The following is a 378-nucleotide window of genomic DNA, read 5'->3' as shown; positions in this document are numbered from 1 at the left end:
GATTAGGAGGAAGAACCTTAGGGAAAGCGTTACCTTTTGAATCAGAGAGAGTAAAAATAGTCAAGGTAGACAACACAACAGATGATCCCTTAAGAAATTTGGATGATAATTTCACATTAGTTGTTAATGCGGTTAATGATCCTCAAGATAGACTACTCCTATCTGCAGTTCGAAAAAAAATTCCATTGGTTGACATTACTCGTTGGACTGAACGCTTTAAGAGTTCTATTGATCGATTAAAAAATGTTGAGGTGCAATCCCCTGTTGTATTAGCTTCAGGGTGGATGGGGGGGACAGCAGCCCTTTTTTCTAAAATTTATTCAAAAGATCTTCAAGAGGTTACGGTTGATATCAACGCACTATATTCTCTTCAAGACA

General features: G+C 37.6%; 1 pseudogene. It reads left to right on the top strand.

What is annotated here, in order from left to right:
* A pseudogene (locus B5P42_RS31445) lies at positions 1-378 on the top strand (saccharopine dehydrogenase); the annotation flags it as partial.

The organism is Bacillus sp. SRB_331 (assembly GCF_003264175.1).
Classification (GTDB): domain Bacteria; phylum Bacillota; class Bacilli; order Bacillales; family Bacillaceae_G; genus Bacillus_A; species Bacillus_A mycoides.
The sequence above is the reverse complement of the archived record's forward strand: the minus strand, read 5'-3'. Positions and strand labels throughout refer to the sequence as shown.